Origin of the sequence: Niastella populi (assembly GCF_002078015.1) — a bacterium.
GTDB lineage: Bacteria > Bacteroidota > Bacteroidia > Chitinophagales > Chitinophagaceae > Niastella > Niastella populi.
Window position 1 is genome coordinate 264,415 of sequence record NZ_LWBP01000199.1, and the last position, 16,240, is coordinate 280,654.

Annotated in this window: 13 protein-coding genes; 11 read left to right on the top strand and 2 right to left on the bottom strand. The window is 46.3% G+C overall.

Going from position 1 to position 16,240, the window contains the following annotated elements:
- The first annotated feature begins 269 nt into the window (after positions 1 to 269).
- From A4R26_RS22645 to A4R26_RS22685, 9 genes are all read left to right on the top strand, one after another.
- Entirely contained in the window at positions 270 to 3,299 is a 3,030-nt protein-coding gene (locus A4R26_RS22645; RefSeq protein WP_081168798.1) for a SusC/RagA family TonB-linked outer membrane protein, read from the top strand.
- A 131-nt stretch (positions 3,300 to 3,430) separates the two neighbouring features.
- Entirely contained in the window at positions 3,431 to 4,900 is a 1,470-nt protein-coding gene (locus tag A4R26_RS22650; protein WP_081168800.1) for a RagB/SusD family nutrient uptake outer membrane protein, read from the top strand.
- 116 nt (positions 4,901 to 5,016) lie between these two features.
- The gene (locus A4R26_RS35120; RefSeq protein ID WP_165760380.1) at positions 5,017 to 5,184 is read left to right on the top strand and encodes a hypothetical protein; all 168 of its coding nucleotides are present in this window, start codon (positions 5,017 to 5,019) and stop codon (positions 5,182 to 5,184) included.
- Between the two features lie 214 nt (positions 5,185 to 5,398).
- Positions 5,399 to 6,253 carry an MBL fold metallo-hydrolase gene (locus tag A4R26_RS22655; RefSeq protein WP_081168909.1) on the top strand — a complete coding sequence of 285 codons (855 nt, stop codon included), beginning with the start codon at positions 5,399 to 5,401 and terminating at the stop codon, positions 6,251 to 6,253.
- A 387-nt stretch (positions 6,254 to 6,640) separates the two neighbouring features.
- A complete protein-coding gene (locus A4R26_RS22665; RefSeq protein ID WP_081168804.1) occupies positions 6,641 to 7,174 on the top strand; it encodes a T9SS type A sorting domain-containing protein in 534 nt (177 codons plus the stop codon).
- 102 nt (positions 7,175 to 7,276) lie between these two features.
- Positions 7,277 to 10,102: a beta strand repeat-containing protein gene (locus tag A4R26_RS22670; RefSeq protein WP_081168806.1), complete on the top strand. Its 2,826-nt coding sequence runs from the start codon at positions 7,277 to 7,279 to the stop codon at positions 10,100 to 10,102.
- A gap of 6 nt (positions 10,103 to 10,108) precedes the next feature.
- Positions 10,109 to 10,492, top strand: coding sequence for a hypothetical protein (locus tag A4R26_RS22675; RefSeq protein ID WP_081168808.1), 384 nt, complete (start codon positions 10,109 to 10,111; stop codon positions 10,490 to 10,492).
- A gap of 520 nt (positions 10,493 to 11,012) precedes the next feature.
- Positions 11,013 to 11,387 (top strand): HYC_CC_PP family protein, encoded by a 375-nt coding sequence (locus A4R26_RS22680; RefSeq protein ID WP_081168810.1) that lies wholly within the window; start codon positions 11,013 to 11,015, stop codon positions 11,385 to 11,387.
- A gap of 156 nt (positions 11,388 to 11,543) precedes the next feature.
- Complete coding sequence (locus A4R26_RS22685) at positions 11,544 to 12,116, top strand: hypothetical protein (RefSeq protein WP_081168812.1); 573 nt, start codon at positions 11,544 to 11,546, stop codon at positions 12,114 to 12,116.
- A 188-nt stretch (positions 12,117 to 12,304) separates the two neighbouring features.
- Here A4R26_RS22685 and A4R26_RS22690 read toward each other — a convergent pair whose 3' ends face one another.
- On the bottom strand, positions 12,305 to 12,802 hold the full coding sequence (locus tag A4R26_RS22690) for a hypothetical protein (RefSeq protein WP_081168814.1): 498 nt from the start codon (positions 12,800 to 12,802) through the stop codon (positions 12,305 to 12,307).
- Between the two features lie 280 nt (positions 12,803 to 13,082).
- Complete coding sequence (locus tag A4R26_RS22695) at positions 13,083 to 13,685, bottom strand: DinB family protein (protein WP_081168815.1); 603 nt, start codon at positions 13,683 to 13,685, stop codon at positions 13,083 to 13,085.
- A 288-nt stretch (positions 13,686 to 13,973) separates the two neighbouring features.
- On the opposite strand from A4R26_RS22695, the gene A4R26_RS22700 reads away from it, so the two are divergent.
- Together A4R26_RS22700 and A4R26_RS22705 are read left to right on the top strand one after the other, a co-directional pair.
- Entirely contained in the window at positions 13,974 to 14,549 is a 576-nt protein-coding gene (locus A4R26_RS22700) for an RNA polymerase sigma-70 factor (RefSeq protein ID WP_081168816.1), read from the top strand.
- A 33-nt stretch (positions 14,550 to 14,582) separates the two neighbouring features.
- Positions 14,583 to 16,037, top strand: coding sequence for a PD40 domain-containing protein (locus A4R26_RS22705; RefSeq protein ID WP_081168817.1), 1,455 nt, complete (start codon positions 14,583 to 14,585; stop codon positions 16,035 to 16,037).
- The last annotated feature ends 203 nt before the right edge of the window (positions 16,038 to 16,240 follow it).

A 16,240-nucleotide genomic window follows, 5' to 3' on the forward strand; every position in this document is an offset into this window, starting at 1 on the left:
GCATTGTATTGATACGGGCAGCAATTTCATAATTTCTCCGGTATTCACTGATGGTTTTTCGGTGTTGTGGATAAAATAACAGATCAACGGCCCGATAATTTCGATTTTCAGTAAAGATGAAGGAATACTATCCGCCTGTAAATAACCTACCGGCGACATCATATAATAATTCATTCATGATCACAACGGAAACGTTTCCGTAAATAAAGCGTGCATATATATGAAATTGGCTTAAAATTACTTATTGCTATTTACCTAAAACAATTGCTATGCCTACAGCCAAACTAACGCTTGCCGTGTTGGTAATGAGCTGGTGCTCTGTTGCGTTTGCACAAAACAAACAGTTCACCGGTAAGGTTACCAATCCGCAACAAATGCCCCTGGCCGGGGTCTCCGTTCAAATCAAGAACAGTAAAACGGTTACCGCAACCGCCAGTGATGGCAGCTTCACGATCTCAGCACCCGACGACAAAGTGGTGCTTGTATTTTCCTCTGTTGGTTTTGAAAAGAAAGAACTGCTGGCAACCGCCGGTGTTCCTGTTGAGTTACAGTTAAAAGAAGAAGCACAGGGTCTTTCAGACGTTGTTGTGGTTGGGTATGGCACCCAGCGCAAAACGGAACTGACGGGCGCGGTATCTTCCATACGAAACGAAAAGCTGCGTGAAATGCCGGTTGTAAGCGTTGAACAGGCAGTATCGGGCCGGCTGGCCGGTGTGCAGGTGCAACAAACCTCCGGGCAACCGGGCGCCGGTATCAGCGTACGGGTTCGTGGCGTATCGTCTATTGCAGGGGGTAATGAGCCATTATATGTTATCGATGGTTTGCCCCAGTTCAACGATGATGTGCGTGGCGCCAACGGTTTGGCCACCATCAACCCAAGCGATATTGAATCGATAGAAGTTTTGAAAGATGCATCGGCCACCGCCATCTATGGTTCACGCGGCGCCAATGGCGTGGTAATGGTCACTACGCGTTCGGGCCGGGCCGGACAGGCGCGCATCGTGTTCGAAAGTTCAGCCGGCATACAACAGGTGCGTAAAAAGCTCGAGCTGATGAATGCCGATGAATATGTCGATTTCGCCAAACGGTATTATACCAATTCGAACCAGGCGCTGCCCGCCGACCTCGCAGCGTATACACCCGGTGTAAGTACCGACTGGCAGGAGGAAGTGTTCCGCACAGCGCTTCTTGCCAATAATAACCTGAGCATTTCGGGCGGTAACGATAAAACGCGTTACTATATTTCTACCGGATATACCAGCCAGAACGGGATCGTGCGTAACAGCGGTTATAAACGCGGTTCACTGCGGTTGAATGTCGATAGCCGCGTGAACGACCGGTTCTCCATCCAGTCGCGCATGACGGTTTCCCGCGCCAGGCAGAACGGCTTCTCCCCTTCCGTTGGTGATAACACGCGCAACTTTGGTAAATCGGGCATCGGTTCGGTTATGCGCGCCGTACCTACGGTGGCGGTAAAAAATGCCGATGGAACCTATACCGATGTAACGCCTTTCACCTTCAATGGTATCGACGCAGAAAACCCGGTAGCCATGGCCGAAGAAGTGCTCGATCAGAACACTACTACCCGCGTACAGGGCGGTGCAGACTTCAAAACCATTATCATAAAGGGATTAACCAACACCACCCGCCTTTCGGGCGATTATTATCACATTCGCCGCGATCTGTATTTCCCGCGCATTTTACCGCGCCTTGGCAATAACATCGGTTCTGCCGAGTTGGGTAATTACGATAAAACTTCCTTACTGGCTGAAAACTTCCTCGAATACAAATACAATCTCACCCCGGGGTCGTACATAGAAGCTATTGGCGGGGTATCGTATCAAAAAGAAAGGCTGAACACCATCGACCTCGCCGCTTCGGGTTTCGGTACCGACCAGTTAAAGAACTACAATTTCAACTCAGCCAACTCGGTGAGCAAACCACTTACAAACGTAGTTGAAAACTCAATAGTTAGTGCGTTTGCACGTGTACGGCTGAACCTGAATGACAAATACATGTTCGCCGCCAGTATTCGCCGTGATGGCGCTTCGGTATTTGCCGAGAACAACAAATACGGGGTGTTCCCATCAGTATCGGCCGCGTGGCGCATTTCAGAAGAAGCATTCCTGCAGAACGTTACCTGGTTATCGGGCCTCAAACTGCGTGGCAGCTGGGGGCAGGCAGGGAACCCCGCCATTCGCCCCTACCAGTCATTACTGTTAGGACAAACCGTAAATACCGGGCAGGGCGCCGGAACCGGCCTGGCTGTTGGCCTGGCGCCTACGTTCCCCAACCCTGATCTGAAATGGGAAACCACTACACAAACAGATATCGGCTTTGACGCCGGACTGCTTAACGAAAAGATCCGCATCACTTTCGACTATTATATCAAAACAACTTCCGACCTGCTGGCGCTGGTGCAGTTACCGCCAAGTGCCGGTGTTGGCGCCGGTATTGGTTCAGGCCCCGGCCAGATCATCGATAATGTAGGTGAAGTAGAGAACAAAGGCTGGGAACTGACATTGGGCACCAACCTGCTGAACAATGGCGACTTTACGATCGCCATCGATGTGAACCTGTCGCAAAACAGGAACAGGGTCACCAAAACAAAAGACGGTAAAGACATACCTACCATTGCCGGTGGTAATGATGCGTCGGGCTCAAACAGTATTATTCGTCCGGGTGAACCGCTCTCCGCTTTCTACGGGCCTAAATTCACCGGCCTCGATAAAGACGGCGTTGCGCAATATGAGAACCTGAATGGCGATAAAGACGCCAATGGCCGTGATCTCATCAATGCGCTTGACAACCAGATCATCGGCAGCCCCTACCCCGATCTCTATTATGGCATCAACCCAACCATCCGGTATAAACGTTTTACGTTATCATCGGTATGGGCAGGTGTAAGCGGTTCACGAATCAATAATGCCGCGTTGTTCGATATGACCATTCCTTCGCCGGTAGGCCAGTATAACAAACGGAAAGCGCTGAATGATTTTTATCCCAATCCGAGCCTAACAGTGAGCAATTATCATTTCCGCAGTAATCGCTATATGGAAAACGGTTCATTCTTCCGGCTGCGCAATATCAGGCTCGACTATAATGTCGATCTGAAAAGCAAGACCGTCAGGAACCTGAACGTATATGTAAGCGCACAGAACCTGCTCACCGTTACCGATTATTCAGGATATGATCCCGAGGTGAACACCTTCAACGGCAACGACCGCCGCCAGGGAGTTGACCTGGGTGCATATCCCGCTGCTAAAACTTACAATTTGGGTTTAGGTATTACTTTTTAGACAACAGTGAAGTCTGTAAGTTATTCAGTTATTGAGTTATTGAGTCAGGAGTTTTTAAGTCAAGGCAAACTGAACAACTGAAGAACTGAACAACTGAAGAACTGAATAACCTGATAAAAAATACTTGAAATATGAAACTAAAATTATTCTATATACTATCAGCCGTCACGTTGATGGTGAGTTGTAAAAAGTTACTGGAAGAAGAACCGAAAGCAACCGCCACCCTGGGCGAACTCGATCCCACCACGCTCGATCAAACAGTGATCGGGGTATACGAACCGCTTACCCGCAGTCGCGGCCGGTTATGGGAATCAACCGCCGGGCTTGGCCTCGAGCTCATGAGCGAATATGCCGACGGCGGATCGAGCCAGGCAAACTGGAGCAATTACAATAACGTAATGAACCTGCCCAATAGCTTTGCACAAAGCTGGACAACGTTATACGAAGCCATCGGTCGCGCCAATTTACTGATCTATAACCTCGGCAGGAATACAACGCTCAGCGATGCCGTAAAAATGAAAGCCTATGGCGAAGCTTATTTTGTACGGGGCTATTGTTATTATTTTGCCGTACGTGTTTGGGGCAAGGTACCATTACGGCTGCAGCCTGTTGTAAACGCCAATGATGTGGCGCTGGCTTTGTCGCCGGTGAACGTTATTTACGATTCTATCATTAAGGATATGAAGTTTGCCGAAACCGCGTTGCCCAATACCACCACCTTACCCGGCAGGGCAACCGCAGGCGCCGCCAAAACCGCACTCGCCGATATTTATCTCACCCTCGGCCAGTTTGCCGAGGCCCGCGACAAGGCAAAAGAAGTGATGGACAACAAAGCCACTTATGGTTACGACCTGGAGCCATCACTGGCAACAGTATACTCGCCTGCACTGGCCACCAATAAAGAAGATATCTTTTCCCTGAAATTCTCGCAGATCGTTGACAAAGGCGCTTTCATGGCTTCCTATTGGGCCGATTCAAAAGCCAGGGCAGCCGGCTTTTCGGTAAGCGGTAATAAATTCGGCGGCATCATTTCACTGGCCCCATTGATCAAAAACTGGGACGACAATGACCTGCGCAAAAAATTCAGCACCTATAACAGTTACCTGATCAATGGCGTGGTAACGGCCGCTGAAATTGAAAAAGATATTTATGACCTGCGTATGGGTAAATACAAAGATCCCGATGCGCCTATCGATACCGGCAATGGCAACGATTTCTATCTGTATCGATTTTCCGATGTGCTGCTGATCTTTGCGGAAGCGGAAAACAAAACCAATGGAGCCACCGCTGCGGCTTACAATGCCATCAACCAGGTACGCCGCCGCGCGTATGGTGTACCCGTCAATACACCCAATGCCACGGCCGATCTGCCGGCCGGGTTAAGCCAGAGTGAGTTCGATGACATGGTGTTCCGCGAAAGAGGTTATGAATTTATCGGGGAAGCAAAACGCTGGTTCGATATGGTTCGCACCAACCGGGTTGCACAAACCATCAATGGCGTAAATGCCGTGATCAAATTCCCGAATCGTAAACCCGTGCCGAACAAGGTTATTTTTGCCTTACCCGATGTGGAGTTGCAGAATAACCCGTTGGCAAAATAATGAATATCGAATGTAGAATGTTGAATATCGAAGGAAGAGAAATAAAAAATGAGGAATGAAGAATTAAAAATGAGAAAGTAGAAAATACAAGAAGAATCTCGAATGTCAAATGTAGCATGTCGAATATGGAAGGTTGGGAAATTGCATTTCCCACTTCTACATTCGACATTGAGTATTCAATATTCGATATTCTGTATTTCATTTTTCATTTCTCCAAGGGAATTTCAACCACAAACAAAACAGGCGCTGCCGCTTCCCTTTCTTTCCTCAATGTAAATATTTAGTTATGCAGCGTGATCAATGTTCCTGTGACTTTAATCAGATGTAAAGTTTAAACAGGTTTTGCGCCAGAATGGCTGTTCCCCGGTGAAAAAAGGAAATTGTGTCGATGAATTTGAGCGGGCGATCAAAAAAAAACGGGCTAAAACCACAAATCGTTATCGCAGTCAGGGTATTTACTTAACCATTCGAAACTGGCAAACCTTATCTTTGCACAACATGTCGCTGTTTATTGCATCGCTGAATTCCGGAAGTAATGGAAACTGTTACTATGTAGGCAACGGCCAGGAAGCCATCCTGGTTGATGCCGGTATCTCATGCCGCGAAACGGAGCGGCGCATGAGCCGGCTTGGCCTGTCGATGCAAACGGTGAAAGCTATTTTTGTTTCGCACGAACATACCGATCATATCAGCGGTATTCCGGTGCTGGCAAAAAAATACCAGCTCCCCGTATATATCACCGAGGCCACTCATTACCACGGCAATTTATCTATTCAAAAAGAACAGGTATTCGCATTTAAAGCATATGAACCCGTGCAGGTCGGCAGCCTGGCCATTCAGGCATTCCCCAAAAAACACGATGCCGCCGAACCACATAGTTTTATCGTCAATGGCAATAATGTGAACATTGGCGTGTTCACCGATATCGGTTCCGCCTGCGATCATGTGATAATGCATTTCAAACATTGTCATGCCGCTTTTCTCGAAGCCAATTACGATGAAGAAATGCTGGAGAAAGGGAGTTACCCGCGGCATTTAAAGAACCGCATCCGCGGCGGTCATGGCCATCTCTCCAACAAACAGGCGCTGGAAGTATTTACCAAACACAAGCCGGCGTATATGAGCCATCTGTTCCTCTCCCATTTGTCGAGAGACAATAACTCTCCCCAACTGGTACAACAGTTATTTAATGAACATGCCAACGGCACGGAGATCATTGTTGCATCGCGGTTCGAAGAAACCGCGGTTTACCGTGTGCAGGCAACACAGGATGCAGTACCGGCCGGCCTTCCTGTAAAAACGGAAATGCAGGTAAAGTTCAGGCCTTCATACACTCAATTGCGTTTATGGTGAATGGGTAAAGTTGTGCAATCACCCGTTTTGGGTATAGGAAATTTCATCCCCCGCACTACTGCTGAAAAAGATATACTTACAAATTACATACTGTTGAACCAGCTCACTGAACCGCTTACAATTGATAAATTTTCATATACCACTAAAAGAGTATTGTACAGGAACACAGCAATATTATTTTTGCATGGTCAAATCTATAGTTAAGGAAAGATGTTCGTTAAAATTCATCTCCTGAAAAGCCCTTTCCTAAATTATTCCTGGAAGCAAATGTTCGGCAGGCACTGCTCACCAAACGTATACTGATGACATTCCAGTAGCCCCAATGTATACCCGGACCATCAGGCCCAGGCGGATATGCCATCTATTTAAACTTTTAAAAGCATCACCATGAATGGATCATTTACACAATTGATTCTATTGTTATTGCTATGTCCTTACTTCTCTCCTGCCCAGGAGATCACTCCAACAATTATCAACGTCACCGGCGGTTCGGCCATCAAAGGTTATTACCGGTTTGACTGGAGCGTAGGCGAAATGTGCCTCATCGACAGTTATACAAAACCCAATTGCATACTGGAGAACGGCTTTTTACATCCGGGAACGGAAAGGCCATCCCCGGTAAAGCCCATTGATTTTTTTGCCACCGGCGATATCATGATCTTTCCCAATCCGGTTTATACGATCACTGAATTGAATTTAACTCTTTCACAACCGGGTAAGGTAAACCTTCGCCTTATGGATATTATGGGTAAGCTGGTGGAAGTAAGACAATTCGATTACAACGGCACAGGCCGTATAGAAAAGATCGACCTGCAGCGATTCCCTGCCGGAACTTATATGCTGCATGTTTTGTTGAAACCAACCGATGAATCGATGCCTACCCGTAAAGGCACTTATAAACTCGTACACATCACCAGATAAAATCATTGCTGATCTGCGATTTAGGGATTCCGGAATGGATACGACTCCCAAAATCACGCAATCTCAATACTATTCCTACTACCTTTTACAAATCACTGAACAATGAAATCACTATTTACAACACTCCTGTTGTGTGTTGCTGTTATTTCCATCGGCCGGGCGCAGGCGCCGGCTGTGATCAATTACCAGGGTATAGCCAGAAACCCGGGCGGCAATGCGCTTCCTTTCAAGAACATTAAGTTACGGCTGACCATTCATGATGGTACGCCAACCGGTTTAACCGTTTACAGTGAAACCCGTTCGCTTTCCACCAATGGCTTTGGTTTATTCAATGCAGGCATTGGCAGTGCTGGCGGTACAGATATAACAGGCAATATGACCACCGTGAACTGGGGCGGCGGCAGTAAATATTTGCAGGTTGAAATAGACCCCGACGGCGGCAGCAATTTTACGAATATGGGCACCAGTCAGTTGCTGTCGGTTCCTTATGCTTTATTTGCCGCATCGGCATCCCCGGGTGGAAATGCCGGCGGTGACCTTACCGGCACGTTTCCCAACCCCACCATTGGCAATGGAAAAGTGACCGGGGCAAAGATCGCAGCGGCCACTATCACAGCCGATAAACTGGCGGCAGGGGTAATACCAGCCACCTTACCGCCAACCGGAGCAGCCGCGGGCGATCTCGGTGGCAACTACCCCAACCCTACAGTTGTTGGGTTACAAAACCAGCCGGTAGACAATACCGCGCCGGCAAATGGACAGGTGCTAAAATTCAACGGCACCAGTTGGGCGCCGGCATCGGATAATACCGGTGGCGGAGCACTCAGCCTGCCTTTTATTACCACCGTAAATGAAGCCGGCACTGTGTTCTCCATAACAAACGATGGCGATGGCACATCGATCGAAGGCGTGAACAACACAACCACTTCAAATATCAGTTCCATCCGCGGTATTGTATCAAATGCTTCTCCCGGCGGTTTCTCCTCGGGTGTTCGTGGTATCAATAATGGTACCGGCGGGTTAGGTGTTGGCGTATATGGCTCGCAAAACGGCAGCGGCTGGGGCGTTTATGGCGTTACACCAAACGGATTGGGCGTTTATGGAAATGCATCTGACAATGGTTTTGGAGTATATGCCAATAGTAATACAGGTACCGGTTTACAGGCAACAAGTAATAATGGCATTGCGGCCAGCTTCAACATCTACAACAATGCCAATAACAACAATGTGGTGAGTGCAAGTACAACCGGCAGCGGCACTGTTATCAATGTAACCACTACGGGCAATGGTGCAGGTGTGCGCAGCAGCACGGGCGCCGGTTTTGGCGTGCATGGCATTTCTTCCGCCCAATCTTCGGCCGGCATCGTGGGCGATAATAATGGCGGCGGCGAAGCAGTGGTAGGAAGAACCACCAGCGATATCGCTGGCGCGGTTGTAGGCAGAAACGACGGCGGCGGTTACGGCGTGCGTGGGTTCGTTTCCTCCAACAACACAGGAACAGCTGTGGGCGTAATGGGACAGGTTGGGTTGAATAACGGCACAGGACGCGCCGGACGTTTCGAGAACCTGAATGCCACCAATACAGCCGGCAATACCCTGGAAGTGGAAACGAATGGCAATGGCAACATCCCTGATAATACACAGGGTAATGCTGCTTCTTTCCTGGTTGACAATACCAATAGTGTGGCTGCTGCAGTACGTGGGGAAGTAAAGACCATCTTTGGCAACTTTGGTGCAGCGGCCATTTTTGGAAAATCCAGCGGTACTGGTGGATTTGCCGGTCTGTTCCATGCTTCCAATTCGGCAGGCAACGGACATGCGCTGGTATCCATTACCGATGGCAACGGGAATGCCGTTACAGCCAATGCCAGCAAAGATGGCAACGGCGTGGAATCATCTGTAGACGGTGCAGGCAATGCCCTGTATGCATGGGTGCCGACATTTGCCACCGGCCGCGCCGGACGCTTCAATATTTACAACCAAAACAATACCAGTGATGCTATAACGGTAACCACCGTAGGCAATGGCGTTGCCGGTAATTTCAAAGTAGATAGAGTTACAGGAACAAAAGCGGCGGTAAAGGGCGAAGTGAACAGCCAGTTCTCCAATTTTGGAACTGCAGGTATCTATGGCATTTCTTCAGGTACGGGTGGATATGCCGGTTTATTTCATGCAAGCAATCCGGCAGGTAACGGTCCGGCCCTGATAGCGATCGCTGAAGGGAACGGGAATGGCATCACCGCCAACGCAGGCAATACCGGCGATGGTGTTGAAACCACGGCCGATGGTACGGGCAGTGCGCTGTATGCATGGACGCCAAATTTCAGTATGGGAAGAGCGGCGCGCCTGGTGAATTATAATACGTCAAATACACATCCGGTGCTTACCGTTGAACAACATAGCAGCGGCAGCCTGGCTGTTTTTAAATCGGGCAACCCGGGCACAGTAAATGTTGCCCGTATCAATGCTGCGGGCAGGGGCTTTTTCAATGGCGGTACGCAAAACAGCGGCGCCGATGTGGCCGAAGCATTCGATGTGGAAGGCAATATAAAAAGTTATGAGCCGGGTGACGTGCTGGTGATCTCACTCGATAAAGACCGGGCTGTTGCCAAATCGAGCGAACCCTATTCTACCCTTGTGCTGGGTGTATACGCTACCAAACCCGGCGTGTTGCTTACTGAAGAACACATCGATCATTCACTGGAAGATAAAGTGCCCATGGGCGTAATTGGAGTAATACCAACAAAAGTTTGTATCGAAGGCGGCGCTATTCAAAAAGGCGATCTGCTGGTCACTTCTTCAATACAGGGAGTGGCCATGAAAGCCGACCTTGATAAAGTAAAACCCGGACAAATAATTGGCAAAGCGCTGGAAAATTACAACGGCGCCGGTATCAGTAAAATAAAAGTATTTGTAAACTGTAAATAAACAACAATGAAAACAAATTATATAAGATCATTAATACTGCTGGCATTCGCCATCGGCACCGGCAATATTCTAAACGCGCAAACAGAGAACACCGGCGAACGGCTGATAACCCAATTGAAGAATGGGACCGCGCCGGGATTATTGTTCAGTAATGAACGGCCCGCGCCGGCACCTGCACAACAGGTAAAACGCAACGAAAGAGAAAGCCTGATCGCCCAAATGAGGAAAGGTACTGCGCCGGGCATGCAGTTTAAACAGGGCGGCGGCGCAGGTTCAGCTGCTGCAGTCCGTGTTGCCACAAAGGCAACCGGTGAGTCCCTGCCCAGTGAAAAAAAGCAGGCGGTTGAACAGGTGAAGGTGGCGCCAGTGGTAGTGCCGAAGCAGGAGTGAAGAAATACAATATCAAACATCGAATTTCCAATAACGAATGATGAAGAGGAAAGCAAGGGAAAGAGAAATGAATTAAGAACAGAGAAATAAAAAAGTAAAGACCTGTCAGGGTTCATCGGGTAACTTGCGCGATGAATTATACCTTCCAGGTCTTTATACATTTCCAGGCGAAGGTGCAGCATCATTTATGGCAGAAACCTGAATAGGGCCCGGTGCAGGGGACCGGGAAGGCGGGTAAACAATGACTAATATTTTGGGGGCTTAAGAATGTGTGTTCAATCCGGAATTAAAATTTCGGTTGAAGCCCCGCATATTTCATCTGAAACCGGCCTTTTTTTATAAAAAATACATAAGCATAGGCCATTTTTCAATGGTCTTGGCCAACAAACAGACATAACTCAATTTTATTTATATAATTTACTGAAAAGTAGATTGTTAACGAAATTATAAAACAAAAACAGCTGTCAAACTGTCTATCATAGATACAGCTAACAATGATTAGTTTTGCGGCATATAACCAATGAAAAAGTTCCTGGTAACCATATTAGCCCTCGTTTATCTTACCAGCACCTTTGGTGCTACGGTGCGGCTCGATTGTTGCCTTGAAAAACTGGTTTCCGTTGCCATGGGAACGCCCGTCCACGAACTGGAGGGAAGTGAAAATACAGGCAATTGCAAAGACGATCACAAACAGACCAAACTGGGCCATGAGCAGAAACGCAACGATGCAAAGATCAGGGTTGCGAAATATGCTCCGGCCTCCATCAACACCAGCTTTTCTGAATATTCATTTCATGCTGTTTCTACTTTAACTGAAGCATATCCGGTAAACAACGCACCACCGCACCATGCGACGATCCCGCTGTTTATTCTTCATTGCGTACACCTTATCTGACCGGAGACCTCTCGCCCGCCCATCACCATTGTACGGGCTGATTTGTATTGAACAATACCTTCTACAAGCATTATTTACCGACTATTACAAGTAACCGGCAGCCATTGGCTTATCCAGGATTTAAGCAATAGTATTTAACTACTAAAACATAAGATCATGAGAACGATTTTTATGGCATTATCATTTATGGTAACAGGAATGGCATTGTATGCACAAAGCGGAGTTTATCGCACACTCGATGATTTTGAGAACAACAGACTTACCTATGCCACCGATGACGGATCAGATGAGAATAAAATCCGGTTCAATGAGTTTATTGCCAAACCTTATTTGATCGTAAAACACAATGGCGAAAAGATCCATGTTTTTAAAGATGAGATCTATGCATACAAGAACAAAGGCAACGTTGTGCGCACCTGGAATTTTACGCAGTATAATTTTTTAGAAAAAGGACCTGTCTGGATCTATTATAAAGACATGTATACGTCGCAACCAAAAGGAACGCAACGGGTACGGAAATATTACTTCTCCACTTATGGCAAGGGTGAAATAGTACCCCTTACCGTATACAACCTGAAGAAAGCATTTCCGGATAATGACCTGTTCCATATTTACCTGGATGCGCAGTTCCGTAATGATCGTGAGTTGGCGCACTATGACAATTACGCCAACAAATTCAAAGTGAATAATCTTTTGGAGAAAACCAGTACGGGGTTATCTAAAAGATAAGTGGGAAATGAAAAACCAAAGATAGATTGTGCACAATTTCGGGGTACATCACAAAGCCTGCAGCGGTATGCTGTAGGCTTTTTTACTGTCTGACATTTATAATGCAGCGCAATGTTAAATCCGGATGAGCTATCATGCATTTTTAATGCAGCAACGATTTGTAAGATTGGTAAATGCTGTTTGCTTAATTATCTTTCACATCGCTTAAATAAAGCAAGTACCTCTTGAGGAGTAGACAAATAGCCGGAGCTGCATTTCGCTTTTCCACCCTTCATAATAATGTAATATGGCTGGGTAACGGCCTGAAATCTATCCATCTGATACATCAAATTCCTTTTACCAACAGTTGTTGAATCTTTTGTATCCACAACAACCCTGTCATCAACATAAAGCGTAATTATCCTGTATTTTTTCAGGCATCTGACTATTTCGGCATTTTTTAAATTGTTGCTGCTCAGCAGCCGTTTTGCCCAGTTAACCCATCCATCGAAGATCAATAAAACATTATCCTGCTCATTTCCAATGATCTGTTCTACTTCTTCCGGCGTAATATTGACCTGCGCATTCAGACAAACAGAGTCTTTTTCATTGACAGGAAAATAAGTGCAGGAAGTTCGAACTACATTTTGACCCCATGTGGTTGAAGCCAGAGTTATCAATATTAGGCAGCAGTAAATATGTTTCATAACAGAAGTAATGTGGTTATAACTATTTGCAAATACTGTCTGCAAACTTTCAGGCACATATAAGTTATAACCAAATTGAGCAGTAAAGTGACTAAACTAATGCCGTTTCATTCAGAAGAAATTGATTTTGATTAAGTATACTGTTAAAATAACTAGATACAAACTCTTACATTGAGTGCCAGATCTGAAAGTATCACCCATCAAAAACGGCCAAAGAAACCATAGTTCCTTCAGCCGTTCTAACCTTTCAACCTATAAACTCCTGTGACCAGTGTTTAACTCATTTCGGAAAATTGGGATCAGCCTTCACCTCCATGATCTGCTGCGTATGACGATTGGTGTGAGCCGCTGTAAATAAGATCAACTGGTAACTGTCTAACATGCCCACAGGCGTTGTTGCCACGTGATTACGCAGTTCATCTTTGGTGCCTTTTACATATTCCATCAGTTTATCGCGGTCTTTTTTGAATGACTCAAATGCCTCGTCAGTGTCTTTGTATTTTAAATTTTCCGGCATTAACTTTTCGTTTGTTTTAACCTTCGTACTCCTGTCCCCAATTGCCTGTATCAGCTGATCGTCTGTCATACCTATCTCGCCGCGTTTTTCCGGATTGGCCGGTGATTTTACCGTGCCCTCCATCATTTGCCAGAACATTTCTTCACTTGCCGCTATATGCTTAACACATTCTTCAATACTCCAGCTGTCAGGAGCAGGTTTAAATTTCAACTGCGCCTCGCTCAAGCCCCTGATCTGGTCTTTAACGCCTTTCTCCGTTTCTTTCAAAAATTTGGCAGCATAATTTCTTTCCTTTTTAGAAATAGGATCAACAACCAGGAAAGAAAGCATCATAATAGCTGATGCCAGTAAAAACACTCTTTTCATATGCAAGCTTTTAGTGGTGAATAATACCGGGTACTGTTTCTATAGAGCGGGACAAATTCGAAGTCGGTAAAATTAAGAATAAATTTAATAAGTATAGTGCGGAAAATACGGTATTCCCGCTTCGGCCGGCTCTTATCTTATTTTAACTAATACATATCGGCAATTAGCAGGTTGTTATAACCGAAACGGTATGCTTTATAATCGAACTTACATTACCCATTGTTATACAATTTCTGCTATGTACATTTTCACATGTGCTAATTATTTATATTTGTATAAGCCAGCCATATGAACTACAAGTTATTTGACGATGCGATACTTCTAAAACTTCTCAAAGCCGGTGACGGATCTGCTTTGGAAGAAATTTATTTGCGGTATAGCGAAATGGTCTTCCTCGCTGCTTATAAAAAGGTAAGGTCGAAAGCCGTTGCCGAAGAACTGGTTCAGAACCTTTTTATCAGCTTATGGGTAAAACGCGAAACCGCTCAAATTCAAAACCTGCCCTCCTATCTTCAATCGGCCATCCGCTACCAGGTTATCGATTATATCCGCTCCCAACTCATTCGTGAAAAATATTACCAGTCGGCCAAAGAACAAATGGCTGTTCAGGAGAACCTCTCCGAATCACGGTTATTATTACATGAACTGTCTATAGCCATAGATAATACCATCAAAAAATTACCGCAGAAAACGCAGGAGATCTTCCGCCTTAGCCGGTATGAAAAACGTTCTACCAAAGAGATCGCCCAGCACATGAACCTTTCTGAAAAAGCGGTCGAATACCATGTTACGCAATCCCTTAAATTTATGCGGCTGCACCTGAAAGATTTTATCATCGTGGAATTATTCTTGATGAGCCTTTAAGTGCGTTGCTTTAATATAAACCCTTTCCTTGCGATGAAATACAAATACAAGCTTCAAGCTGCAAGCTTTAAGCTGCAAGCTAATACAGGCGAAAGCCTAAAGGCAAAAGCTGAATGCGAATACAAGCTTCACGCTGCAAGCTTTAAGCTGCAAGTAAATACAGGCGAAAGCCTAAAGGCAAAAGCTGAAAGCGAATACAAGCTTCACGCTGCAAGCTGCAAGCTGCAAGCTAATACAGGCGAAAGCCTAAAGGCAAAAGCTGAATGCGAATACAAGCTTCAAGCTGCAAGCTTTAAGCTGCAAGCAAATACAGGCGAAAGCCTGAAGGCAAAAGCTGAAAGCGAATACAAGCTTCACGCTGCAAGCTTTAAGCTGCAAGTAAATACAGGCGAAAGCCTAAAGGCAAAAGCTGAAAGCGAATACAAGCTTCACGCTGCAAGCTGCAAGCTGCAAGCTAATACAGGCGAAAGCCTAAAGGCAAAAGCTGAAAGCGAATACAAGCTTCAAGCTGCAAGCTGCAAGCTGCAAGCAAATACAGGCGAAAGCCTAAAGGCAAAAGCTGAAAGCGAATACAAGCTTCAAGCTGCAAGCTTTAAGCTGCTAGCTAATACAGGCGAAAGTAAAAAGCGCTCTTTTATCTTGTTATTCGCTATAGCTTTCTGCCTCGCCAGGTGCACTGACAACAAGGCTCAATTCAACATAACTTATCCCCAACCGGCGCCGGATTCTTTACCGCTGGTATTTTTACCGGGTATTGTTTCAACAGATACGCTCGACTTCAATTCCACCTTCTCCGTTGACGGTAAAACCTTTTATTTCTCCCGCTCGTATAACCGCAGGTATGTAATATATGAAACCAATTATAAAGACAATAAATGGCAGGAGCCTGTTATGAGTCCGCTGTTCGACACGCTTTACTCAAATACCGACCCATTTATCGCCGCCGACAGCGCCCTTTATTTTATCTCGAACCGGCCAAAAGACAAAAGCGACACAATTGCCGACTATGATATTTACCGCCTGGTAAAACAGCCCGGCGGCTATAGCGCCGCAGAATACCTAACCGGCGTCAATAGCGACAGTACCGAATATTATGTTTCAGTATCCCGTGCCGGCAATGTATTCTTTTCATCTTACCGCAATGGCAACCTCGATCTGTATATGAGCACGAAAACGGCCAACGGCTATGAAAAACCCGCTACGCCTGTCCCCGTTGTCAATTCCCCATACGATGAGCACGATCCGCTGATAGCGCCCGATGAATCATTCCTGGTATTCACGAGTGACAGGCCCGGCGGCAAAGGCGAAGCCGACCTGTATATATCGCACAAAATGAACGGACAATGGCAAACGCCCGCTCCCATGGGCCATGGCATCAACACCAATCGCTATGAATACTGCCCGTACCTTTCACCCGATGGCAAATATTTCTTTTTTAGCAGTGAGTTTAATGTCAAGTGGGTTAGTAGTGTTGTTTTGAAGCAATAGAACCAGTTGAGAGAAAGCTTACAGGCAAAAAGAGAGGCAACAGGTAATACAGCCGATGAAAATACAGGCAGCCTGTTTTCGCCCCGGCTTTACTTTATTCCTTTCCCCTCGTTGCCTCGCAGCCTTGTTGCCTTGTTGCCTTGTTGCCTTTTTTTTATTCCCCCGTTTAGGGTTCTTCTTTTCTCAACCGACTAATTAATACC

What these genes read in the sequence shown, in the direction of transcription:
- A4R26_RS22645 (WP_081168798.1), top strand. Translation starts at nt 270, where the DNA reads ATGCCTACAGCCAAACTAACGCTTGCCGTGTTGGTAATGAGCTGGTGC.
- A4R26_RS22650 (WP_081168800.1), top strand. Translation starts at nt 3,431, where the DNA reads ATGAAACTAAAATTATTCTATATACTATCAGCCGTCACGTTGATGGTG.
- A4R26_RS35120 (WP_165760380.1), top strand. Translation starts at nt 5,017, where the DNA reads ATGTCGAATATGGAAGGTTGGGAAATTGCATTTCCCACTTCTACATTC.
- A4R26_RS22655 (WP_081168909.1), top strand. Translation starts at nt 5,399, where the DNA reads ATGTCGCTGTTTATTGCATCGCTGAATTCCGGAAGTAATGGAAACTGT.
- A4R26_RS22665 (WP_081168804.1), top strand. Translation starts at nt 6,641, where the DNA reads ATGAATGGATCATTTACACAATTGATTCTATTGTTATTGCTATGTCCT.
- A4R26_RS22670 (WP_081168806.1), top strand. Translation starts at nt 7,277, where the DNA reads ATGAAATCACTATTTACAACACTCCTGTTGTGTGTTGCTGTTATTTCC.
- A4R26_RS22675 (WP_081168808.1), top strand. Translation starts at nt 10,109, where the DNA reads ATGAAAACAAATTATATAAGATCATTAATACTGCTGGCATTCGCCATC.
- A4R26_RS22680 (WP_081168810.1), top strand. Translation starts at nt 11,013, where the DNA reads ATGAAAAAGTTCCTGGTAACCATATTAGCCCTCGTTTATCTTACCAGC.
- A4R26_RS22685 (WP_081168812.1), top strand. Translation starts at nt 11,544, where the DNA reads ATGAGAACGATTTTTATGGCATTATCATTTATGGTAACAGGAATGGCA.
- A4R26_RS22690 (WP_081168814.1), bottom strand. Translation starts at nt 12,802, where the DNA reads ATGAAACATATTTACTGCTGCCTAATATTGATAACTCTGGCTTCAACC.
- A4R26_RS22695 (WP_081168815.1), bottom strand. Translation starts at nt 13,685, where the DNA reads ATGAAAAGAGTGTTTTTACTGGCATCAGCTATTATGATGCTTTCTTTC.
- A4R26_RS22700 (WP_081168816.1), top strand. Translation starts at nt 13,974, where the DNA reads ATGAACTACAAGTTATTTGACGATGCGATACTTCTAAAACTTCTCAAA.
- A4R26_RS22705 (WP_081168817.1), top strand. Translation starts at nt 14,583, where the DNA reads ATGAAATACAAATACAAGCTTCAAGCTGCAAGCTTTAAGCTGCAAGCT.